Raw genomic sequence first — 23,731 nt, forward strand, 5'->3', positions numbered from 1 at the left:
CGCTGAGCCTGAGCGGCGACGATTGACGCATGTCCTCCCATGCAAGCCGCTACTCCAAGATCTACTCCTCGTCCGTCTCGCATGCCCATGGAAGTTTGTGGTCGACCCCGGCATGGAAGGTCTCCCGTTCTTGCCTCCGTCCCTCCGGCAGCGGTGACCGAGCGTCACCGAGCGGCCCTGATCGCGCTTCTGGGCCTTCTGCTGATCCTGGGGCTGGCGACGCCGGCAACCGCCGGAGACCAGATCGGCCACGCCGACTGGCGGTCTCGACTGCTCGGTGAGACCTTGCCGCGGTCGCTGCAGTGCGGATCGACGGCGACCGCGTCGGTGACTTTGATCAACGTCGGCGCCTCGCCGTGGCGGGCTGCCGACGGCGACCATCTGCGGGCGGTCGGAGGTCTCGATCCTTTTCGAGGTACCAAGGTTCGCCTGCCGGCAGGAGCCGAAGTGCCTTACGGCAGCAGCCACACCTTCGATTTCGAGATGACGGCGCCGGCGGCGCCCGGCGACTATCTCTCGGATTGGCGTATGGCCACCGGCGAGCGCCAGTTCTTCGGTGCCGTGGCCGAGGAGAGCATCCATGTGGTGTGTACTCCGGTGGTCGCCTGGCTCGCCGAGCCGATCGCCGCCTGGGCCGACGATGGTGCCACCATCTCCCTCGGTTCGATCCACGAGTACTCGCCAGCGTTGGCTCCCGTCATGGTGATCGTGCCGAGCTCCCAGCAGAGCGGCGACAGCCACCGGATCTCAGGCCTGCGAGCGGAGACCGTCTCGGGACCGGTGCGGGTCTCGTTGCCGGTCCTGGCGCCCCAAGAGATCCCGCCTGCCGGGTCCCTGACCGTGCAGCCCTTGATCGCGCCGATTCCCGGCAGATCGCGCAGCGCCCTCGAGCCCTTCGAGGTCTTGGTGGCCTTTGAAGTCGACTCGGTGCCGTATTCCTTCCGCCTCGAGGGCGAGGTCCAGCGAGCCAGCTTCGGCCAGGTGGACTGTTGGGACCTGACCATCGACGACTACGGCGGGCACACCGTCTACGAAGTCGATCGCACCACCTTGCCGCAGGACTTCACCTTCGACGTGCGGGTCCGCAACTGCAGTGCCTCCGAAACGCTCAAGGTGCCGAGCGGCGGGTTCGTCTGGGATTCCTCGCAACTGCCCACGGGCTTCACCGCCACCTTCACAGTGGGGTGTGCTTCCGTCGATCCCTCGGACTTCTCGTGCCTCTTCGGGCCGGGGGAGTCGGAATCGGTGGCGACCATCAATCTCACGGCCACTCCCGACGCCGAGAGCGGTGAGCTGGTCAGCCGGGTTTCGGTGTTTCCGGACAATGCCGGCAGCCAGTCCGTTCCCCTCGACGGGCGGTTCGAAATCGAGAGCTTCGGTTTGGGCCTCGACAACGTCCTGGTCGACGTGCAGTTCGATGGCGGTGCGCCGCTCTCCAACCGAGTGGGCGATGGCGGGACCGTCGACGTCGGCAGCGTGCGAGACCAAGATCTACAGTTCGATTTCTCGGTGCTGAACTTCAACTCCCAGTCGATTCATGTCGACGTCTTCGGCACTTTCCTTTCCGGGGCCGGAGCCGGCGGTTTGGACTTCGAGCACACCTGGCGTCCGGGCGATATTCCGGCCCAGGGACAGCTCGACTTCGAGGGTGTCCTGCGGGTGGCAGGGGGGCAGTCCGGCCCCTTCCTGCTGCGCCTCGACTTCACCGTCTTTGATCGGCCGATCAACCCCTTCTTCAGTGAAGACTTCACCTTCTATATTCGCGGCGATCGCATCATTTGCGGTGGCAGTCCGCCATGCGGTGCGATTCTGGAGGTGGTCGATGAGGCCGGCCTGCCGGTGCGCGCTCTCTGGCGCGCGGAGGCCAACGTCGGTTTCGAGCAGGAGTTCGAGTTCACCGTTCGCAACGAGGGCGATCAGCTCCTCGAGCTCGACCTGCCGATCACGAGCACCGGCGATTCCCGATTCACCCTTTCCAATCCTTCTGATGCGGCCGTGGCGGTGGGCGCCGAGCGCACTTTCTCGGTTTCCTTCGATGCTCGGGGCGCCAGCCCGAGTGCGACCTATGAAACCACCCTGGTGATCGCCAGCAACTCGGCGATTCGGGACCCCTTCGATTTCACCATCCGAGTTGCACCACTGCCGCTACCCCCCTTTGAAATCGAGGTCATCGGCTACGATGTGCAGAACTTCAGGGCCGACCTCGGCACTCACTCGGAGCTACCCCTCGAGCTGATCTTCAAGCTCACCGGCAACTCGGACGACCGCATCTACTTCGGACGCTTCCGAGGTTTGCTCTCGCAGGGCGGTCCGCTGCAATGGACCTGGGCCGATCCGGCGCCCCCCCTCGGTCTCGACGTCGGCGACCATGTCGCCTTGACCCGCAACGAAACCTATTTCTTCAAGGGGTATCTGAATCGGCGATCGATCGCGGGTAACCTCAACCAGCCTTTCTCCCTCGAGATCCAGTTCGTCAGTGCCGAGAGCCGTACCGGCGCCAACCCGACGACTCATCAACTCGACCTGGTGGGGAGCTTCGAGGGACTCTACAATCCCGTCGCCGACGGGCCGAATCCCGACTGCTCGGCGCCCAGTCATCCTTGCGACGTGGCCTTCTGCGCCCAGCGAGACAACTTCCTGGCTGCGCTCCCCGGTGAGGTGGCGGCCTGCCTCGCCAACTCGGTCGTGGCGGCCTATAGCTGCAAGAGCTGCGGAATCGTGCCGTTTGTGTCGGCGCCGCCGTTGGTCGCTCAATGCGTCGGTCTATGCTTCGCCTCGACCGCTTTGGCTTATCTCGGCTGTGACCAGGTGACCCAAGACACCTGGGTTCTCTGGGGGCAGATCCTCACTCAGCATCTCCAGTGCTACTGCGATCGCGACGGCCGTTACTGCGAACGCGAGTACTTCGTGGGCTACGAGGTCGAAGGCCTGGGACCCTTCGAGCAGGTCGCCCTCGAAGCGCAGTGCCGGACCCCGGGAGGGTTCGAGATCTTCAGCGGTGGCACGGCGACCCATGGCGCGCCCGTCGATTACGGCATCATCCGGTGCCCGGAAGGGGCGACGGTCACCCTCGGAACCCTCGAGGTGGACGGTGTCGGAGACCATCGCCGAAGCTGCCGCCTGCTCGATCCGCAGCCCGGCGATCTGCCCGCTATTCCGCTCTATGAGCGCTTTCTTTCGGGCCACTTCTCCGGGGCCTTCGACTGCTCCTGCCAGGAGCCCCTGGGCTGCGGCACCTTCCATCAGGTCACCGGCACGGCGCAGGGCCTGCGCGAGTTCGGGGATGAGATCGAGGTCGCCCTCAATCCCGCCGATGAACCGGGAGCGATCATCGCGACGGTGACCGAGAACGGCGTGTTCAGCTTCCCCGGGGAGGTCCCGACGTCGAGCTTCTACTCGGTGGCGATCGTCAACAAGGACGACTATCCCCATTGCTGGGTCGAGCCGACCCGCGGCAACATTGCCGGCGGTCCGGTGGTCGACGTCGTCGACCTGTTCTGCGACACGACCGTCCCCAACGTCACCTTGACCGCACCGCGGGACGGCTTCCGTTACACCCCGGATCCGGGGACTGGAACGATTCCCCTGCGCGCCATCGCTGGCGATGTCGAGCGCGCTCCGCTGGTGCAGCTCTACGTCGATGACGAGCCGGTGAGTGGTTGGCTGGTGGCCGATCCGGTCGACGCGATCCCTTTCTACGAGGTGCTCTGGCTGTCCTCGGGGCCGGGTACCTACGAGGCGCGGGCCTTGGCTCGGAACCTCGCCGGAGCCACCGCCTGGTCGCGCACCAGCACCTTCGAGGTCGATTCCGCCGTCGGCTGCGATGTCGATGGCGAAGGGCCCGAGGTGATTCGCCTGACGCCGGCGGACGGCGCCGCGGTGGTGCTGGATCTGCTGCGCACGGTACTGCTCGATGCCCAGGTCTTCGACCTCAGCGGAGTCCAGCAGGTCGAGTTCTTGATCGACGATCAGCCGGTCGGGGTGGCTGGAGGGGATGGTCCCTGGAGCTTCGGTTGGAGGGCGCCGGGCACCGGTAGCTTCCGCTTGCGCATTCGATCGACGGACAACTGCGGCAACGTCAGCGAGTCCCAGGAGCATCGCTTCACGGTGGTCGAGGCGAATCCGGAGTTGCCCTACGGGTTCTTCGAGCCGGCGACCTGCCAAGCCCTCACCGGTTGGTCGACGGATCCGAACTTCGTCGGTGCGGTCAAGGTGCAGTTCTTTCGCGGCGCGCCGCGACCGGATGGCGAGCTGGTGGCCGAGGGCTTTGCCGATCGCGCTTGCGGCTCCGGTGGAGGTTTGGCGCAGAACAACTGCTTCGCCGTCGCGACGCCGGCGGTCCTCAGGACCGGAGGGGCGGAGTCGGTTTATGCCTATGCTCGCGATGTCGACCCGCTGGGCGTGGCGACCGGTCAGTGGCGTCCGCTCTTCGGATCACCCCAAGTGCTGACCTGCGGCGGCGGCAGTGGTGGCGGCGGTGCGGCGCCGCCCACGCCCCTCGGCTTGGCGGCCAGCGACGGCGCCTTCGGGGATCGCGTTCGGGTGACCTGGACGCCCTCCGCCGGGGCGACCGCCTACGAAGTCCTTCGCGGCACGACCTCCGATGTCGCGGCCGCCGCCGTCATCGCCGTGCCGGTGGGGGCGACGGTGGACGATCAAGACGTGGTGGTCGGCCAGACCTATCACTACTGGGCGCGCGCCACCAATGGTCACGGCAGCAGTGTGGTTTCGCAGCCCAACACGGGTTTCGCTGCCGCCGGCACTGGCAGCACCGATCCGCCGACCGGTGAGTTCGAAGAGGCGAGCTGCACTCGTCTCGTCGGCTGGGCTCACGATCCCGACTCGGCAGCGCCGATCCGCGTTCGGATCTACCGTGACGGACCACTCGGTATCGGCGTCTTGTTCGCCGATGTGCTCGCCAACCGCGAGCGGTCCGGCCTGCCGACTCCCGGGTCTCGCCATGGATTCGAAGTCGCCGTGCCGACGGGTACCTCCGACGGCACCTTGTTCTATGCCTACGGAGTCGGGGTGAACGCCTCGGGCCAGCCCGATGGCCTCGATGCACCGCTTCCGCCGTTGCCCCGAGCCGTCGACTGCCCGCAGAACTCACGGCCGTCTGCTCCCACCGAGCTGAGCGCTTCCGACGGTGCCTTTGGCGATCGGGTTCGGCTGCAGTGGTCCCCGGCTTCGAACGCTCAGAGCTACAGTGTCCACCGCAGCTCGACGTCGTCACCGCTCGATGGCTCGGTGGTCGCCGCCGGGCTGGCCGGGACCTCCTGGAACGACACCACGGCGGTGCCCTGGCAGACCTACCACTACTGGGTCTTCGCCTCGAACGGTCACGGCAACAGCGCCTTCTCGAATGTCGATACCGGCTATGCCGGTGGCGGCGGTGGTGCATCGCCGCAGGGGACCTTCGACGAGGCGACCTGCGAGTGGCTGGCCGGTTGGGCTTGGGATCCGGATTTCGCCGGTCCGATCAGGGTGCGCGTTTTTCGCGATGGTCCCCTGGGCATCGGCAGTTTGTTCGCCGAGGTGGTCGCGGATCGGCCGCGCGCCAGCTTGCCGGCCCCGGACCCGAATCACGGTTTCCGGGTGGCGATTCCGGCTGGCACCTCCCATGGCACGCTCTTCTATGCCTATGCGGTGGGCGTCGATGGCAGCGGTCAGGGGGATGGGGAGATCTTCCACCTGGTGGCCTCGCCGCAAGCCGTACAGTGCAGCCAGACGACGCGACCGGATGCACCGACGGGGGTGACAGCGAGCGACGGCGCCTTCGCCGATCGTGTGCGGGTCACCTGGCAGGCCTCGCCTACGGCGACCTCCTACAGCGTTTGGCGCCACACCTCCCATCAGCCGATGAGTGGCAACGTGGTCGCTTCCGGGGTGGAGGGGACCTCCTGGGATGACCTGTCAGCCCCTCCGGGGCAGGCCTACTACTACTGGGTCTTCGCCACCAACGAACACGGCTCGAGCGCCTTCTCGAGCCCGGATCTGGGATTCGTGTCGCCGTGAGCTGAGTGGATTCGGCCTCTCGTGATGGCTCCCGGGGGTGAGGACCGGCGGGTTCTCACCCCCTCTTTTTGCTTCCGGCGCCGACTCAGGGGGCCGGGACGGTGATGAAGGGAGTGAGATCGAAGTTGCCTTCGACGAAGGAGTTGAGCTGGGTCATCAGGTCGACGCCGGCGCCGAAGCGGGCGCCGCAGGCGCCCCAGTTCTGGTAGTCCGGATGCCAGGTCACCACCAGGCCGGTGATGCGCTCACCGGTGAAGTCGGTGGCCGGATCCGGGAAGGGGTTGTGGGCCTTGAAAGTACCGCGGCCGCGACCCCACTCGTTGGTGACGATGACGTTGGGGATCGCCAACGGATCGCCCTGGGGGAAGAAGTCGAAGCCCGGAATGCGCCGGTTGCGCACCGCCTGCACGGTGTAGATCGAGTTGGGCAGCATGTTGCGCAGGTTGAAGCGGAAAGTCGCCGCGGTGTAGGCCCCGGCTTCGGCGTTGAAGTCGTCCAGCCGGATGGTCACCTTGCCGGAGGCGTTGAGCCACTGGCCGAGGGTGATGGGGTCGCGGCGCGGGCGCTGATCGAGGTTGTTCTCACCGGCACAACCGACACAGCCTTCGCGGAAGTCGACCCGCTGGTTCGGCACCTCGACGGCGCCGGAGTCCCGGCCGTAGCGGATACCGTCGCCCTGGAATCCCCAGATCGGAACCTCGTGGAGCGGGAAGCGCGGGCGCTCGTAGGTCGCCGCCTGCAGGTCCGTCGGGAAGAGCTCCTGACAGGGGTGCGGATCGGTGGTCAGGTTGAAGGCCGAATCGCCGCTCGCCGGGATGCGCGCCACGCCGCTCTCGTCCACCGGACCGAAGGAGAGGTTGTAGAGCACCATGTCGAGATCCGGGCTGCCGGGATTGAGGTCCAGCGGGCGCACGAAGTCGTAGGAGCCGGCGAACCAGTTGTTGAGGATGCGGTTGCCGCTGGCGTCGAGGGGCGGCACCGTGTCCTTCGAGATCATGAACGGTTGTCCGAGCAGGGGAATGCCGGGAGTTCCGTTGACCTCGATGAGGTGGATGCCCACCACCGGGAAGTCGCCGTTGGCGTCGGTCACGATTCCCGGCGGCCACAGGGGTCCCTGGGTGGCGGCGGGGAGCTTGACGCGAACGAACGGCGCCTCGTCGGCCACCAGCGTCGGCACCGCGGCGGCCAAGAGCAGCAGGCTGACGATCAAGGCATAGTTGGAGCGCATAGAGACACCTCTTCCTGGAAAACAATGGAGATCAAAGGGTTCGAAGCCGAATTTCGCCGATCGGATCGGCAGGAGGCCCGGTCGCGGTCCCGAGGGACCGCAACCGGGATATAGAGACCGGTGAGGTCGGCGCCGACCTCACCGGAAAACTTCTGGCGCTAGCCGCCGCTCGGCGGGACGGTGATGAACGGCGCCAGCGAGGTGTTGCCCTCGACGAAGGTGTTGAACACCGTGTGGAGGTCGACTCCGGCGCCCAGCAGGCCACCGCAGGCGCCCCAGTTCTGGTAGTCCGGATGCCAGGCCACCACCAGGCCGTCGAGGCGCTCGCCACCGAAGTCCGTCGCCGGATCCGGGAACGGGTGGATCACCTTGAGGGTGCCGCGGGCCTTGCCGCGATCATCGGTGACGAAGATGTTCGGAATCGACAGCGGGTCGGCCTGCGGCATGAAGTCGAGGCCCGGGATGCGGCGCGGACGGATGGTCCACACGGTGTAGACCGAGTTCGGCACCAGGTTGCGCATGTTGAACTTGAAGAAGGCTGCGGTGTAGCCACCGGCCTCCTCGTCCCAGTCGGTCAGGGTGATGCGCAGGCGGCCGCGGGCGTCGGTCCAGTCGCCGAGGGTGATGGGCTCGGTGTTGGGCCGGAAGTCGAGGGTGTTCTCGCCGGAGCAGCCGAAGCAGTTCTCGGCGAAGTTGAGGCGCGCGTTGGGGTCATAGGGCTGACCGGTGACCACGTCGTAGCCGATCTGGTCGCCCTGGAAACCCCAAACCGGGAACTCGTGGAGCGGCGTGCGCGGGCGCGAGTAGTTGGCCTTCTGCTCGGGCGTCGGGAAGATGTCCTGGCAGGGATAGCCGTCGGTGTAGAGGTTGTAGGCCGAGTCGCCCTCGGCCGGAATGCGCGGAATGCCGAGCTCGTCCGCCGGACCGATCGACAGGTTGTAGAGCACGATGTCGCGGTCCGGGCTGCCCTCGCGCAGGTCGAGGGGGCGGATGATGTCGTGAGAGGCGGCGAACCAGTTGTTGATGATGCGATTGCCGTTCTCGTCGAGGGGAGGCACCGTGTCCTTCGAGATGATCAGCTTCTGGCCGAAGAACGGGAAGCCGGGGAAGCCGTTGGCCTCGGAGAGGGTGATGCCGACGGTGATGAAATCGCCGGCCTCGTTGGTCATCTCCGACGGTGGCCAGAGAGGGCCTTGGGTCGAGTTGGGCAGGCGCAGGGAGAGGCTCGGGGGAGCCCCGTTGTCGTTGTCATCGTCGTCGGCGATGATCGGCGGCGCCAGCAACAGCAACAAGGCGGCAAACAGGACGAGAGCAGTCTTACCCTTCAGAATCGGACTCATGAGAATCAGTCACTCCTAGCTCAGTAGTTGGAAAGGGACGGCCCCGAAGGGGCAGTGCGGGACCGGCTCGAATGCCGCGGTCCGCAAAGGAATGTCTATGTATATTTTACACTTATGCATATTTGTATTTTTAAAGTCTGACGGTAGTTATGTGCCTCGGTCTTGGGAAATCGGGACAGTCGAACGTTCCGGTGTCGGGATTCACTGACGAGCGCGGCGGGCGCCCACCTGCGGGGCCCCCTGGACGGCCCGACCGGCGTCGAATTGCTCCAGCAGATCGGCCGCTTCCCGCGGTGCGTCGTGACGATCGAAGTCCGCCTTGAGGCGCCGGGAATCTTCGCGATAGCGAGGGTTGCCGAGGATCTGGCGCACCGCTTCGCGAATCTGACGCGGGCTCGGCGACTCCGTCGGCAAGGTCAGGCCGACACCGGCCCACTCGAGACGGGCGCAGATCTCCTTCTTGTCTTCGGTGCGACCGGCGGCGACCAGAGGAACGCCATGGGCGAGGGCGAACTGCACTCCGCCATAGCCGGCATTGGTGATCATCACGTCCACTTTGGGCAGCAGGCTGTGGTACGGCACGAAGGGCTCGAGGCGGACGTTGGCGGGCAGCGGCGAGAGCGGAAACTCGGCCGCCGTCTTGCCGCCGGTGGTGGCGATCACCAGGACGTCTTCGTCGGCCAGGGCCTGGATGGCCGGCACCATGAGCTGCTCGTGGGCGGTGGCGATGGTCCCTTGGGTGACGTGCACCACCGGTCGGCCGGCGTCGAGCTCAGCCCACCAGGTGGGTGGCTCGAAGGGTTCCGATGGCCGGTGGATCAAGGGGCCGATGAAGTGCACCTTGGCCGGTAGGTCGCTGCGCGGATACTCGAATGCCGCGGCGGTCGCCTGGAGGTAGAGGTCCGAGAGCAGTGGCGCGGTGTCGATGAACGCAAAGTCCGTCGGCGGTAGGCCGATGCTGCGGCGTACCCGATCGGCGTAGCGGTTGACGTCGGCGAACATCACCCGCCCGACCAGGGCGTTGAGGAGCTGATTGCGCAGCCGGCCGAAGAAGCCCGAGCTGGGTTGCCAGCCGAGACCGTAGGGCGCCGTGTCGCGACTGAGCTGCGGATAGGCGGTGGCGCCGAGGACGGCACAGGGCGGACCGCCGAGCTCCGCCAGGTAGAGCGAGCCGAGAAAGGTGATGTCCGAGAACAGCGCATCGACGGGCCAGCGCTCGACGTAGGCGGCGAGGTCTTGCACCTGCCCCGGAGCGCTGTCGAGGAGCATGTGCTGGAGGTAGAACTTGAGCTGCGCGATGCCCTTGAGGCCGTGGCGCTCGGGCATCACCGTCGGATCCGTCAGGTCGAAGTCCGGCGCCGCGTTCATCGGCAGGTAGCGGGCGCCGCTCTTTTCGACCGCCGGCCGGAAGAGCTCGCCGGTGTACCAGAGGACGTCGTGACCGCGGGCGACGAGCTCGCGGGCGATCGGCACCATCGGGTTGATGTGCCCTGGAATCGGCTGGGTGGTGAGCAGGAAACGCGCCATCGTTTGATTCCTTGCTAGCTGGCCGAGCGCACCGGCTCGGCGAGCTCCGGCTGCGGGACCTGGGAGGCGGTGAAACAGAGAAGCTCGACCAGGTGTCGAACCTCGTCGGCGGACAGGCGGTCGAGGCGTTCGAGGTCGGTGAGGGCGCGGTCCGCCCTCGCCCCGAGGTCTTCGCGGGTGGCGTCGAGGAACTTCTGGCGCATCAGGCGCCGGATCTCCGCCGGCCCGTCGCCGCCGGCGAAGCCGCGCGGCGTGTCGACGGTCTGACGCAGCCGCCGGCCGTCGCCGGTGATCACCGTCACTTCGGCACCCAGGGGTTTGGTCGAGCGGCTCAGGTCGAGGGGCTCGCGGCGGCCCGCGGCGCGTCCCAGGGCGAGGGCCAGGCGGGTAGTCAGCCAGGGGCGTCGCCAGCGCCCGAAGCGACCCCAGGCCTTGCCCGCGAGGGCGAGGCCGAAGCCCGCGGCCTGCCACGGCTTGACCCGCCGCAGGGCGGCCCCGATCGGAATATCGGCCACCAGGGCCGCCAGGGTGCGGTCGAAATCGTGCTCCACCTGGACCTTGCCGGCGAGCTCCCAGACTTGCGGATCCTCGGTCCAGGGCGGGGCGAGATGCTCCGGCCGGAGACCACCATCGAGGAGTGCGCAGGCGACGGTGTAGGGGGTCGAGAAGGTGAGCGCCACCAGCGGCGAGCGTCCACCGTCGAGGTAAGGCTCGGAATGGGCGTCCATGCCGACCGTGAAGATCGAGGCCTTGACCCGCACCCGAGAGATCTCGTCGGGATTCTTCGGGCTCTGCCGGGAGAGCGCTTCGGCGGCTTCGAGGACGGCCTCGAGATAGCCGCAGGCAGGGTAGGCCTTGAAGCTGTTGGTGAGGGTGTGCCAGCGCTCGCCGAGACCGCCGAGGAACTCTCGCACCGGCACCGTGGCGCGGCTGGCGAAGAAGCCGCGCGGATCGTCGAGGGGATCCGTCGCCGCGCGCAGCCCTTGACCGACGGCGGCCACCGCGTCGAGCCCCATGCGGATCGGCCAGGCGGCGCACAGCGCCTTGGCGTCGGAGCCGAGAAAGGCCGGGAAGAGGGCTTCCGCCGGGTAAGAGAGGGCGAAGGACAGAGCTTCGGCGTAGGACTCCGCCGACAGGCCGACCAGACGGGCGCGGGCGGCGGCGGCGGCGATCAGATGTAGATGGGTCGCCATCTGGCCGCGGGTGGAGCCGACGGCGCAGACCATGTTGATGCGGGCGGCGATCTCGTTGGCGACGATCTGGGCCAACAGCAGGTCGCGGCCGCTGTGCTCGCGGGCGTGGGCCCAGGGCACCAGCACCGACGAATGGCCGGTGTGACCGCCGAGCATGACGTCGTCGTAGTCGAGGACCATCGACCACGCGGCCATCAGGAAGGCGGCCTGTGGCGGCTGCGCCGGGGCCCCCGTCGGCAGCACCCGGGCGTTGCCCGGCGCCGGCGGCGCGAAGGCGCGCGCGATCGGCTGGCCGAGGGGACTGCGGTAGCCGTAATGAACCGCCGCCAGGGTGGAGAGCACCTGGTCCTTGGCGGCCTCCCGGACGGCCCCTGGGACATCGTCCCAGCGCAGGCCGACGGCCCAGTCGGCGAGGTCTCGGAGGACCGGCGGAGGACTCATCCCAGGGAGGTCGAAGTTGGAGCCCCCTCGAGGGATTTCACCTCGTTCCGCACCAAACGATGGCGCGGCGTCACTCGCGGTGACTCGGGGGCGTGATCGGGTGGCTTCCGGACACCGGGTCCGGGGCTTGGATTGGAGCCCCCTCGAGGGATTTCACCTCGTTCCGCACCAAACGATGGCGCGGCGTCACTCGCGGTGACTCGGGGGCGTAGATTGGGCGACCGCCGGCGGGCCGGCGTCGCCTGAGATGCGAGGTGGAGAGGGCTCACGAAGCGGCTCCCACCGTCTGTCCGGACCCGGACGGCACCAGGTCGTCGGGGTCGAGGTAGACCTCGAAGCCGTGGAGCTTGGCCAGGTGCTCGAGCTCGATCACCTTCTCGATGCAAAGGTTGAAGCCCAGGCTCATGTCCTCGTAGCGCTGCTCGAGGGCCAGCATCATGGTCTCGGCCATGCAGGCGTAGGCCTGACCCTTCTTGAGGGAGGCATTGAAGCCGAGGCGGGAATCGCCGGGCAGACGCACGATGCCGCCGTCGACCACCATCACGTCCGGCCGCTGCTCCTTGACCTCGGGCCCGACGTTCGAAGGGGTCGAGATATCGCAGACGATGGCGTCGGTCTTGAGGAGCTCGGCCTTGACCAGCTTCTCGACGGTGCTGGTGGCGGTCACCACGACGTCGGCCTCGGCGACCCAGCGATCGGCATCGACCGACAGAACCAAGGCGTCGCACTGGGCGACGAAGGCCTCGCCGGCCTTGGCGAGGGCGGAGCGCTCGTCACTGCTGGGCATGCTGATGCCGAGCTCGAACACCTGGTCGGCGAGGCTGCCCGGAGGGAAAGTTCGCCCCTCCTTGGCCAGGCGATCGAGGCTGCCGAGGAGACGACCGGCGACTTCGTACAGCCGGCCGAGGCTGGCTTCCGGATGGGCCGGGTTGCCGACCAGGAAGAGGCGCTGGGCTTCTTCGGCGACCAGCAGCGAAACCGCCTGGCCGATGGCGCCGCCGGCACCGAGCACCGCCACGGAGCTGCTCTCGAGGCGCCGACCGCGGCTGTCGAGGGACATCTTGATCAGGCGACGGGCGGCTGCCGAAGTGAACGAGTTGCCGGTGGTCAGGGCCGGAATGCCGGCGCCCTGGAGGGTCAGGCCGCTGTGCGTGACCACCGAGGTGTAGGCCCCCAGGCCGACGATCTTGGCGCCCCGCTGACGCGCCACGTCCACCGCCAAACGAACCTCCTCGAGGGCCTCGTCCGGGGGCATCTCGCGCAAGTCCTCGGCGCTTCGCGGCACGATGATGAACTCACCGTAGGCGGTGCGGCCACTGTCCGCGAGGATGGAAGTTTCGCCGATGACGAAGGGATCGAAGTTGTCGCCGATGCAGGTGGAGAGGTGCTCGAGCTGCTCCTTCGACAGGATGCCGAGGCTGCTGTCGAGATCGCTGTAGTCGGAGATGTCCAGCGGATGAACAATGAAGGCGAACCGACCCCCTGGGCGGTGCCCGGAGCGCTCCGCCGGGAGCTGACGAACCGCTTCGTCGTTCGCCGGCTGGCCCATGCCGAGGCGTTCCGCCTCGCCGATGTCGACGCCCGTGATGTGGGCCGTCATGGCCGCCAGGTTCTGGCGGTCGAGACGCTTGAGGACATTCTCGAAGCCGGTGAGGAAGCGCTCGCACTCTTCCCATCCGGCGGTCAGCGGCGGCTCGATGCGCAGGACCTCGCCCTTGTTGAGGGAGTAGCCGACCCGCAGGCGTTCGAAGTTCAGCAGATGGCTCACCACCAGCGCCGTCAGCACATCGCGCTCGCCGATGTAGCCGAGCAGGCCGCCGCTCGCCGAGTAGCGATTGAGGCCGAACTTGATGCCCAGCAGATAGCCGCGCCCGCGCACCTCCGAGATCAGGTGGGGGAAGCGCCGCTGCAGGGCCACCAGGCCGCGCTTCAAGCGCTCGCCGGTTTCGGCGACGTTGCGCACCAGGGCGAGATCGTCCGCCTCCAGCAGGTCGAGGGTGGCGAGGGCCGCCCGGCAGGCCATGGCGTTGCCGGCGAAGGTCGACGAATGGTTGAGGCCGAACTCGGTGTCGTAGACCTCGGCGGTGGAGAGGCAGGCTCCGATCGGCATCAGGCCGCCGCCGAGGGCCTTGGCGAGGGTCATGATGTCGGGCGTGATGCCTTCCCGTTGGCAGGCGAAGAGGGTGCCGGTGCGGCCGAGGCCGGTCTGGACCTCGTCGGCGATCAGCAGGGTCCCGACCTCGCGACAGAGGGCTTGGGCCTCGCGCAGATAGCCGGCGGGCGGCTCGATGATGCCGCCTTCGCCCTGCACCGGCTCCACCAGGAAGGCCGCGAAGCGGCCGCCGGCGAGAGCTTGCCGGAGCGCCTCGAGGTCACCATAGGGCACCGTTTCGAAGCCCGCGATGGGAGCGCCGAAGGGGCGCTGATACTTGAGCTTGTCGGTCGCCGACAGGGAGCCCAGGGTCTTGCCGTGGAAGGCGTTGCTGGTCGACAGGACGCCGAGCCGGCCAGTCGAGGAGCGGGCCAGCTTGATCGCCGCTTCGACGGCTTCGGTGCCGCTGTTCGAGAAGGTGACGTACTGCAGGCCCGGCGGCGCTGCCTCGACCAGCCGGCGTGCCAGCTCGCCCGCCGCCTCGAGATTCGACGGCTGCACGAAGTTGGGCTCGGCGCGCTCCTTCACCCCTTCGAGGGCGGCCCAGATCTGCGGCGGGTTGAAGCCGAAGGGGAGGGCACCGTACTGCGCCAGGAAGTCGAGGTAGCGGTGGCCGTCCTGGTCCCACAGGTAGCAGCCCTCGCCGCGCACATAGACCTTGTCCATGGCGAGCTGGGCGATCAGGCGGCCGATCTCGGGATTGACGTGGGATCGAAACGGGTGCCAGTCCTCGTCGCCTGCGGGAGGGGTCGGCCGTGCCGCGGCGGTGCTCGTCGGCGGTGGCGCGATGGTCGGGCCCTGGGGCGGAGAATCGACCGCGAACAGGCGGATGATGCCGGTGTCTTCGGGGGACGCATCGCCCAACAGACGCCACATCTGGTGCACCAGATCACTCAATCGCGGCTCGCCCAGAAAGAGCTCATCGACCGGAAACTCGATGCTCAGGGTCTCCTCGATGTCGCTGCTCAGGGAGGCCGCCACCACCGACTCGAGGCCGTAGGAGGCGAGCGGCTGGCCGCGATCGATGCGTGCCGGGTCGAGCTTGAGCCGTTCGGCGACACGCTGCAGAAACCAGCCCTCGAGCTTGTCGATGGACCACTCCCGGGGCGGCTGCTCGGCCTCTTCTTCGGCGCTGGTGAAGACCGCGCCGTCGCGCCATTCGCCGAGGGTCGGCAGGTTGCCGGCGGCGAGCTCGAGGCGGGCGCGGCTGCGCTGGGTCTTGCCGCTCGAGGTCTTGGGCAGGGAGCCGGGGCGCAGCAGGGCGATGGTCGAAACCTGCACCGCGTGTTCGGCGGCCACCGCTCGTCGGATCGCTTCGAAGACTTCTTCGACGTCGAGATGGTGGCGCTTCTCGCGCTTGACCTCGGCGACCACCGCCAGGTGCTCGGTGCCCGCGACGGTGACCGGGAAGGCGGCGGCGAAACCCGGCTTGAGGGCTGCGTGACTGGCCTCGACGCTGACCTCGATGTCCTGCGGGTGCAGGTTGCGGCCGCGAATGATGATCAGGTCCTTGCTGCGGCCGGTAACGTAGAGCTCGCCGCCGTACAGGAAGCCGAGATCGCCGGTGCGCAGGAACGGGCCGTCGCCACCGGGGTCGACGTCGTCCGGCTCGGTGAAGGCGCGGAAGGTCTCTTCGGTGGCCCGCTCGCGCTTCCAGTAGCCCTGGGCGACGCTGTCGCTGGCCAGCCAGATCTCGCCCGTTTCGCCTTCCGAGCAGCGCCGTTTGGTCTGCGGATCGACGATCGCGATGCGGCCGCCGGTGGGCGAGACCCCGCAGCTCACCAGGGTGCGGGAGTGCTCCCCGGTGCGCGCCGGCCGGGCACGGTTGTTCTCCAGCTCGTCGCGGGCGAAGGCCACCGAGCGCTCGGTCTTGAATCGGCCGCTGGCGAACAGCGTGTACTCCGCCAGGCCATAGCAGGGGTAGAGACACTTGCGCTGAAAGCCGACCGGCTCGAAGGCTTCCGAGAAGCGGTGCAGAGTCTCCGCCTGCACCGGCTCGGAACCGTTGAAGGCCGATTGCCAGGAGGACAGGTCGAGGCCCTCGCGCTCCTGCGGTGAGATCTTCTCGACGCACAGGGCATAGCCGAAGTCGGGGGCGCCGGAGAAGGTGCCGCCGTAGCGGGTGATGGCTTCGAGCCAGCGACGCGGCTTCTTGAGGAAGTCGACGGGCGCCATCAGGTAGCAGGGCACGCCGTTGTAGATCGACGCCAGGACGTTCCCGATCAGCCCCATGTCGTGGTAGAGCGGTAGCCAGGAAACCACCACCGTGTCGCGATGGTGGCGCAACCCTTCGGCCATCAGCGCCTGGTTGTGGAGCAGGTTGCCGTGGCTCACCATCACGCCTTTGGGCTTCGCCGTCGAGCCGGAGGTGTACTGCAGGAAGGCGAGGTCGTCGCGCTGTGCGGCCACCTCCCGCCAATCCTCGGCGTGCCCGAGATCGAGAACATCGGTGGTCTCCCAGCCCATGGTCTTGAGCTCCGGGGCTTCCTGGAACCAGTTGCGAAGCTGGGAGTAGATACCGCCGGTGGTGAGCGCCACCGTCGGCTCGGCGTCCTCGATGATCGACTGCAGCCGCGGCAGATTGCGGTTCATTCGCGGCGGGTAGGCGGGCACCGCCACGACGCCGGCGTAAAGGCAACCGAAGAAGGCGGCGACGTAGTCGAGGCCGGGCGGGTAGAGCAGAAGCGCCCGGTCGCCCGGCGAGTGCTGTTCCTGGAGGCGAGCGGCGATCGCCCGAGCCCGCTGATCGAGGTCTCCGAAGGTCAGACGGTCGGATTCCTCACCGGCCTGCAGGAAGGTGTATGCGAGGTCCTGAGCCTGCTCTGCTGCCCGCACTCGGGCTAGCGCCAGGTAGGACGAAAGTCCGGTCATATTCATATTAGTCTTTTATATATAATTCTGACTACCGAATCTATTATACGGCGTATGTCCGAATTTGTGCAGGCTCAGATACAGGATTCGTAGCCTCTACTACGTCGAACCAGGGGGGGCGGTTTTAGGCTGAGGCGAGAAAAGTCCCGCCAGATCGAGCTTAAACGCTTTATTGATTTTAATTATTAATTTCATTAAAAATATGTGATCGTCAGAACTTCATTTCATTCAAGTAAATCCATGTTACGGTGTTTTGGAGTAATTGGGTCGGAAAAGGGGAAAGGAGGCAGGAAATCGGTTCGCGGGCGTGGTCGTCCGTCGAGCCTCCTTTCCGCCGGCCGTCGGCGGTCGAACGCCGGCGCTTCTCGAGTGGAGACATCGACCAGTCATGGCTAGCACGCTGTCAGTTGCTTCGAAGGACTCTCTCCCGGCGGGTCGAGTCGCGCCGGGTCCTGCCGCGCGCGGTTTCGCCGGCAGCCTGCCCGATTTTCGGGACGACAAGATCGGCTTCCTGATGGGAGCCTTGCGGGACTACGGGGAGATCGTGCGCTTCCGCTTCGGCCCCAAGGTGATTCACCTGTTGCAGCACCCGGACCACGTCAAGCTGGTGCTGGGGCGCAACCACCTCAACTTCGCCAAAGCCTCGCGCGGCTTCAACAAGCTGAAGTCCCTCCTCGGCAACGGCCTGGTCACCAGTGACGGCTCCTTCTGGCAGCGCCAGCGGCGTATCGCCCAGCCGGCCTTCCACCGCAAGCGCATCGCCGCCTTCGCCGAAACCATGACCGCCGTCGCCGAAGAGTTCGCCGACCGCTGGGAGCCCTATGCCGAGAGCGGCGAGCCCCTCGACCTCTATCCCGAGATGAACCGGTTGACCTTCAACGTGGTGATGCGAACCCTCCTCGGCGCCGACCTGCCACCGGCCGATTTCGACGCCGTCAGCCACGGCCTCGAGGTTTCCCTCAACCACATGAACCGCAACATCTACCGCCTTTTCGACGTGCCCTCGTCGTTGCCGACGCGCCGCAACCGCGAGTTCCGTGCCGGTGTCCAGGCGATGGACGACGTGGTCTACAAGGTCATCGCCGAGCGCCGCAAGGACTCCTCCGACCGCATCGACCTGCTGTCGATGATGATGCAGGCACGGGACGAGGAAACCGGCGAGCAGATGCTCGACGAGCATCTCCGGGACGAGGTCATGACCATCATGCTGGCGGGGCACGAGACCACTGCCATCGCGCTCACCTGGACCTGGTATCTGCTGTCGACCCATCCGCGCGAGGCCCGCCGCCTGCGCGCCGAGCTCGCCGAAGTGTTGGGTGGTCGGACCCCCACCATCGAAGATGTGCCGCGGCTGCCTTACACCACCCAGGTGGCGCACGAAGCGCTGCGCCTCTATCCGCCGCTGTGGGCCTTCTCTCGGCTGGTCAAAGAGGAGTTCGAGCTCGGGGGCTATCAGATCCCGGCCAACTCGACCCTCTTTCTGTCCCCCTACGTCACCCACCGCCATCCGGAGTTCTGGGAGAATCCCGAGGGCTTCGATCCCGAGCGCTTCGCCGTCGATCGCAAAGCAGGGCGCCACCCTTATGCCTTCTTGCCCTTCGGCGGCGGTCCGCGCAACTGCATCGGCTCGAACTTCGCGATTCTCGAGATGCAGATGGCCTTGGCCACCCTGGCGCAGCGATTTCGTCCCGACCTGCTGCCCGGGCATCACGTAGAGGTGGCACCGATTCTGACGCTGCGGCCCAATGCCGGCATGCCGATGGTGCTGCAAAGGGTGAATGGCGCGGCGTAAATTATTAGTTTTTATTATTTATGAAAACGTTTTCCAGTGAGCCCGTTGCGGGGGCTCGCCGACTCGATGAAGCGGAGCCTCGCTCGGGGGAGGGCGGAGCCGCCGCCGAGGCGCGGACCTCCGAGGAGGTCGCCTCGCGGCGCTACTCGCACTATGTGCTGGTGGTGCTTTTCTTGGTCTACGTGCTCAACTTCATCGACCGGCAGATCCTGTCGATCCTGGTCGAGCCGATCAAGCGCGACCTCGGCATCTCCGATACTCAGATCGGCTTTCTGACCGGCGTCGCCTTTGCGCTCTTCTACACCTTCGCCGGCATCCCCATCGCGCGCTGGGCGGACCGCGGCAAGCGCATCAACGTGATCACCTTCGGGCTCACCGTGTGGAGCGCCATGACCGCCCTTTGCGGCCTGGCCCGCGGCTTCGTCCATCTCGCCCTGGCGCGTATCGGGGTGGGCATCGGCGAGGCCGCCTTCGTGGCACCGGCCCATTCCCTGATCTCGGACTACTACCCGCCGGAGCGGCGGGCCACCGCCTTCGCCGTCTTTTCGATGGGCATCTACGTCGGCATCGCCTTCGGCTTCGCCCTTGGTGGCTGGATCGCCCAGCAGTTCGGCTGGCGGGTGGCGTTGATGGCGGTGGGACTGCCGGGGCTGCTGATGGCGGTGCTGCTGCGGCTGACCATCCGCGAGCCGGCGCGCGGTGCCTCCGAGACCCAGCGCCTCGACGATCGCGTCGAATCCCTCGCCGAGGTGCGGGCCTTTCTGCGCCGCATTCCGTCCTTCAAGCACATCGCCCTTGGTGCCGCCCTCCACGCTCTCGGCGGATATGCCTTCGCCGCCTGGGCACCGGCCTTCTATATCCGCGTCTACCAGGCGGAGCTCGCCAAGGTCGGTCTCTGGCTGGGGTTGATCATCGGCCTCGGCGGCGCCCTCGGCGCCGTCGGTGGCGGCATGTTGGCGGACCGGCTCGGTGCCCGCGATCTGCGCTGGCAGGTCTACCTGCCGGCCCTCGCCTCGCTGCTCTCGATCCCCTTCCTGTTCGGCATCCTGTTCGCTCCGGGGGAGACTGCCTCGCTGCTCTGGCTGATTCCCTTCGCGGCCCTCGCCGGGGTCTGGTCGGGACCGGTCTTCGCGGTCGTCCAGGGGCTCGTCAAGCTGCGCATGCGCGCTCTCGCGGCGGCGATTCTGGCCTTCGTCGTCAGCCTCATCGGGCTCGGTCTGGGGCCGCTGTCGGTCGGCGTGCTGAACGACTCGCTGGCGGCGGGGCAGGGCAATCAGGCGGTGCGCTGGTCGTTGCTGATCATCGTCGTCACGGATTTGTGGGCGGCGGGACACTTTTTCCTTGCCGGCCGTACCTTGAAGCGCGACTGGGAGGTCAAGAACGAGACCGAAGGACGGTCCTGAGTGTGGCGGAACGGAAACCCTTCGGGCCTTTGAGGCGGAAAATTATGCATGAATGTCTCTGTGTAAATAACCGATGAGCTTTACGGAAGCTCTGATGAACATTCTCCAATGAATAGGAGTTCCCCGTGAATTTCTTGAAGAGCGAGCGCGAGCACCTCGAGCGCTTCTTGCCGGGCCTCGACGCCGAGCTGGCGGAACAGCCACTGCAGGAGCTCGAAAAGCGCGGCAATCCCTGCCTCGGGATGCTCATCGCTGCGCGTGGCGCCGGCCTGTTGATCCCGACCGAGTACGGCGGTCTGGGGGCGACGCCGGTGGAAGCGGTGCGGGTCCACCGGGCGGTGGCGACGCGGTCGCCGTCGCTCTCCATCGCCATGACGATGCACAACTTCTCCGTCGCCACCTTGGTGGAGTACACCTTCTACGGCGACTACACCGTCGATCTCCTGAAGAGCGTCGCCGAGAACCAGCTTCTGGTGGCTTCCGGTTTCGCCGAGGGCCGCACCGGCAGCAGCATCCTCGATCCCCTGATGCGTGCCGAGCCGGTGGATGGCGGCTACCGCATCAATGGCGCCAAAAAGCCCTGCACCCTGACCTACTCGATGGGCTTGCTGACCGCCAGCGTGGCGGTTCCGAGCGACAACGGCGGGGCACCGCGCCGGGCGGTGGCGGTGGTGCCGGCGGACGCCGAGGGAATCGACCGCCAGCCCTTCTGGACCAGCTCCGTGCTCGGTGGTGCCGAGAGCGACCAACTGGTTCTCAAGGATGTCTTCATCCCTCAGGACCAGCTCTTCTTCCCGGAGGTCGACGAAGGCCTCGACGCCGTCGAAGCCGGTGGCTTCCTGTGGTTCGAGCTGCTGGTCTCGGCCTCCTACCTGGGAGTCGCCAGCGCTCTCGCCGAGCGTGCCCTCGCCGGCGGCAAGGGCACCGACGGGGAGCGCGTGCAGCTCGCCATCGAGCTCGAGAGCGCCATGTCGGGTCTCGAAGGAGTGGCCCAGACGATGATGACCGGCGAGCGCGGCGAGGACATTCTGGTGCGCAGTCTGTTGGTGCGCTTCGCCGTGCAGGGTGCCATCGAGCGGTCCGTGATGCGGGCCGCCGAGCTGCTCGGCGGCATGTCCTTCATCGCCTCGCCGGACGTCGCCTATCTGCTGTCGGCGAGCCGCGCCCTGGCCTTCCACCCACCGTCTCGACTGAGCGTTGCACCGGCCATCGACGGCTTCCTGGCCGGCGGCCCGATGGAAATCGCCTGACCCCTTTCAAGGGAGGACTGTCATGGACAAGTTCAATCTGTTTCTGACCCCGAAGACCTATCAGATGGTCCGCATCGACTGGGCCATCATCATGTTCACCCTGCTCGGGCTGGTGATCTACAACTGGCAAGAGGTCAACTGGTGGCGTTTTGCCGGCGCCTTTCTGCTCAGCGACCTGATCGGCACCTTCCCGGGCATGTACATGTACTACGCCAAGAAGAAGGGCGAGCACCGCAGTATCCCGAGCATCTTCCACGACCTCTACAACATCGGACACAGCTTCGTCGGGATCGGCTCGGTGGCGGTCATCTGGTACCTGGTGACCGGCTCCTGGGAGTGGGCGATGCTCGCCATGCCGATCCATCTCGCCGGTGATCGCTGTGTCTTCGGCAACATCTACAAGCCCCACGGCACCGCCTTCGAGCCGGTGCTGCACGATGCCTTCAAGCGCTTTCAGGCCGAGTACGAAGCCGCCGGCAAGTGGTGACTTTTTCCTGAGTCCATCCAACGGAGAGATTTGACGATATGCCCCAGACAACCCCCAAGGAGGCTTCCTGGGAGGAAGCTCCCAGCATTCTCGACGGTGCCACCAACCTCGAGCTGACGCCGGCCCTGTGCCACCTCGACTACTGGATCGAAGCCGCCCCACAGGGCACCCTGGCGGGTCTGATCAACGGCCACCGGCCGGAGACCAGAGTGCCCGACTACATGCTCGAGGACGGTCCTCTGCGGGCCGCCATCATGGACGAGTTCTCCTTCCGCTCGATCTCCGAGGAGAAGGCGACGCGGGCGATCAGTTACCTGGTGGCCTATGCCCCGGACGTTCTCTCGATGGAGTTCTTCGGTACCCAGATGATCGACGAGGCGCGGCACTCGCGGGTCTTTCGCGGTCATCTCCTCGAGCTCGGGGTGCCGGAGAAGGACCTCGCCGCCACCATTCAGCGGATCGCCGGGGCCGACTCCGAGAAGATCCTGGTGCCCCTCGAGGACTTCGCCCTGCCGCTGATGCGCGATCAGCGCGACTTCATCGCCGGGGTGGTGATCTTGACCATTCTGGTGGAGGGGGTGCTGGCGCCCTCGGCGGAGCTCTCGGAGCTCAAGTGGCGGCACCTCGACCCGCCGGCGGCGGAGATCGAGCACGGCGCCAACATCGACGAGGTGCGTCACCTGACGGTGGGCAGCGCGGTGGTCAAGGAGTATCTCGAGGCCCATCCGGACGAGGTGCCGCGGGTGCTCGACATCATCACCCGTGGCCGCCAGCTGTGGGCCGAGCTGCCCACCGACGATCCCATCTTCCGGCGCGAGCTGCTCTTCCAAGAGGGCATGAAGCAGCACCAGGACAAGATCGAAGGCTATGAGATCTGGCCCGGCCGGCTGCTCTCCGACACCACCCCCGAGGAGCGTCTCGAGACCGCCAACCGGTGGTCGACGGAAATGCAGGACAGCCGGCTGCGCTACATGGGGTTGGAGGAGGCGATTCCGTGAGCTCCGGCGGTGCGACGGTCACCGCGGGAGGGGTTCTCGAGGGGGTCGTCCGCACCGCTCTGGATCTCGCGCCGGCGGCGCCCGTGGAGCTCGAGGAGGTCGAGGCCTTCTCGAACTTCAACTACGTCTACCGGGTGCGGGCCGGCGGTGACTCCTTCTACCTCAAGCAGGTGGCGGAGAAGCCCAAGCACTTCGATGTCCGACTGCCGCGCGAGCGCATCTTCTCGGAGGCGGAGGCGATGCGCCGGTTTCAGGAGCTGGCCGGCGACGCGGTGCGCGTGCCCCGGCTCCTGGGCCTCGATCGCGAGGCCTACGCCTTTGTGATGAGCGACGTCGGCGCGGGCCGGCGGGTGTTGCTCGACGTCGTCGGCCAGTGCTTCGAGCGCTTGGCGGAGCAGGCCGAGGCCCTCGGCACGGCCCTCGGTCGGGTGCATCGGGCCAGCCGGGGCATGGCGCCGTTGCGACCGGCGGCCGAGCGCGAGGTGATCGTGCGCACCATCTGGGACGGCTTGCTCGCCCCTGGGGGACGCGCTGTCTTTCCCGACGCCTGGGCCGCCACCGAGGAGCGGCTGAGTCGCTCGGAGTGTCTGGTCCATGCCGACCTGTGGGCGAAGAATCTGCTGGTGGCGGCCGGCGAGCCGGTGGCCCTGGTGGACTTCGAAGGCGCCCACCTCGGCGATCCCGCCTTCGACCTCGGGACCCTGCTGGCGGTGGCTTTGCTTCCCGCCCTCGAACGGCCCGAGCTCTTTGCCGCGGCCCAGGGCTTCGCCCGCCGGCTGTTCGATTCCCATGCCGCTGCCGCTGGGGACGTGCGCTGGGCCGATGGCGTTCGCGAGCGCGCCTTCCTCGCCACCGCCGTCTTTCTGGCGGCGCGCGGCTTCGGCCCCTTTGCTTACCCGATGGCGGAAACCGCCCGCCAGCGGGTACGGGCGTTGGCGGCTCGCCTGGTCGAGGCGCCGGTCAAGGACCTCGACGGTCTCACCATCCGGGTGGCGGCGGTCCTCGCCCTGCCGGGCATTTGATTTCGAGGGAGA

12 protein-coding genes are annotated in these 23,731 nt (G+C 67.0%); 7 read left to right on the plus strand and 5 right to left on the minus strand.

Going from position 1 to position 23,731, the window contains the following annotated elements:
• Window positions 1-153 precede the first annotated feature (153 nt).
• Complete coding sequence (locus AAF604_14715) at window positions 154-6,015, plus strand: Ig-like domain-containing protein (protein ID MEM7050918.1); 5,862 nt, start codon at window positions 154-156, stop codon at window positions 6,013-6,015.
• 85 nt (window positions 6,016-6,100) lie between these two features.
• Here AAF604_14715 and AAF604_14720 read toward each other — a convergent pair whose 3' ends face one another.
• The 5 genes from AAF604_14720 to AAF604_14740 form a co-directional block, all read right to left on the minus strand.
• Window positions 6,101-7,243, minus strand: coding sequence for a hypothetical protein (locus AAF604_14720; protein ID MEM7050919.1), 1,143 nt, complete (start codon window positions 7,241-7,243; stop codon window positions 6,101-6,103).
• Between the two features lie 158 nt (window positions 7,244-7,401).
• Window positions 7,402-8,583, minus strand: a complete 1,182-nt coding sequence (locus tag AAF604_14725) for a hypothetical protein (protein ID MEM7050920.1) — start codon at window positions 8,581-8,583, stop codon at window positions 7,402-7,404.
• 201 nt (window positions 8,584-8,784) lie between these two features.
• Window positions 8,785-10,110 carry a glycosyltransferase gene (locus AAF604_14730; GenBank protein MEM7050921.1) on the minus strand — a complete coding sequence of 442 codons (1,326 nt, stop codon included), beginning with the start codon at window positions 10,108-10,110 and terminating at the stop codon, window positions 8,785-8,787.
• Between the two features lie 14 nt (window positions 10,111-10,124).
• Window positions 10,125-11,744: an MmgE/PrpD family protein gene (locus tag AAF604_14735; protein MEM7050922.1), complete on the minus strand. Its 1,620-nt coding sequence runs from the start codon at window positions 11,742-11,744 to the stop codon at window positions 10,125-10,127.
• 265 nt (window positions 11,745-12,009) lie between these two features.
• Window positions 12,010-16,773, minus strand: a complete 4,764-nt coding sequence (locus tag AAF604_14740) for an aminotransferase class III-fold pyridoxal phosphate-dependent enzyme (protein MEM7050923.1) — start codon at window positions 16,771-16,773, stop codon at window positions 12,010-12,012.
• A 382-nt stretch (window positions 16,774-17,155) separates the two neighbouring features.
• Here AAF604_14740 and AAF604_14745 point away from each other — a divergent pair, with 382 nt between their 5' ends.
• The 6 genes from AAF604_14745 (at window position 17,156) to AAF604_14770 (ending at window position 23,719) form a co-directional block, all read left to right on the plus strand.
• Window positions 17,156-18,559, plus strand: coding sequence for a cytochrome P450 (locus tag AAF604_14745; GenBank protein MEM7050924.1), 1,404 nt, complete (start codon window positions 17,156-17,158; stop codon window positions 18,557-18,559).
• A 20-nt stretch (window positions 18,560-18,579) separates the two neighbouring features.
• Entirely contained in the window at window positions 18,580-19,962 is a 1,383-nt protein-coding gene (locus AAF604_14750; GenBank protein ID MEM7050925.1) for an MFS transporter, read from the plus strand.
• Between the two features lie 125 nt (window positions 19,963-20,087).
• Window positions 20,088-21,212, plus strand: coding sequence for an acyl-CoA dehydrogenase family protein (locus AAF604_14755; protein MEM7050926.1), 1,125 nt, complete (start codon window positions 20,088-20,090; stop codon window positions 21,210-21,212).
• 22 nt (window positions 21,213-21,234) lie between these two features.
• The gene (locus tag AAF604_14760; protein ID MEM7050927.1) at window positions 21,235-21,699 is read left to right on the plus strand and encodes a hypothetical protein; all 465 of its coding nucleotides are present in this window, start codon (window positions 21,235-21,237) and stop codon (window positions 21,697-21,699) included.
• A gap of 38 nt (window positions 21,700-21,737) precedes the next feature.
• Window positions 21,738-22,697, plus strand: coding sequence for a VlmB-like protein (locus AAF604_14765; GenBank protein ID MEM7050928.1), 960 nt, complete (start codon window positions 21,738-21,740; stop codon window positions 22,695-22,697).
• Window positions 22,694-23,719 (plus strand): phosphotransferase, encoded by a 1,026-nt coding sequence (locus AAF604_14770; GenBank protein MEM7050929.1) that lies wholly within the window; start codon window positions 22,694-22,696, stop codon window positions 23,717-23,719. Before AAF604_14765 ends, AAF604_14770 begins: the two co-directional genes overlap by 4 nt.
• The last annotated feature ends 12 nt before the right edge of the window (window positions 23,720-23,731 follow it).

The sequence above is a fragment of the Acidobacteriota bacterium genome (assembly GCA_039028635.1).
GTDB lineage: Bacteria > Acidobacteriota > Thermoanaerobaculia > Multivoradales > JBCCEF01 > JBCCEF01.